This is a genomic window from Acidiphilium sp. JA12-A1 (assembly GCF_000724705.2).
Taxonomy (GTDB): domain Bacteria; phylum Pseudomonadota; class Alphaproteobacteria; order Acetobacterales; family Acetobacteraceae; genus Acidiphilium; species Acidiphilium multivorum.
In genome coordinates this window covers 1-409 of record NZ_JFHO01000218.1, presented here as the reverse complement: position 1 = coordinate 409, position 409 = coordinate 1, and the positions used below count along the sequence as shown (strand labels likewise).

Sequence of the window (409 nt, the reverse complement as noted above, 5' to 3'; positions counted from 1 at the left end):
CCGTTGTCAAACAGCGCCCGCACGTCAGCGTGCCGGCCAAGGATCTCCGACATCTCACGCGGCGCCTCGATGCAGACCGACAGACGCAGCGGATCGTGCGCGTAACGCTCGCCGTCATGGACCGATTGCCAAGGCAGGCCGACGCGCAAGAGCCCGCCGTTACCCTCGACCACGCCGATCCCGCCGGTGACGTTGTGCAGGAGCTTGTTGCCGCCCCCGAACACGTCGGGCGCCACGGTCGAACCATAATATTGCAAGCTGATCCAGCTCGCCACGACGACCGGAGCTGTCAAGATCAACTCAAGAACGCTGAAGCTCTTGTCCTGCTTCCAGTCGTAATCATGCAGGAAGGCCCGGCCTCCCAGGCTTTTGCCGGCAGTGCGCCTGCGCGGAGCGGCGATGAAGGCTT

The 409-nt window shown here is 64.1% G+C and carries 1 protein-coding gene; it reads right to left on the bottom strand.

The window, feature by feature from the left end:
• A partial coding sequence (locus tag RT91_RS19370; RefSeq protein ID WP_035189501.1) for a putative inorganic carbon transporter subunit DabA occupies positions 1-409 on the bottom strand: 409 nt, incomplete at both ends.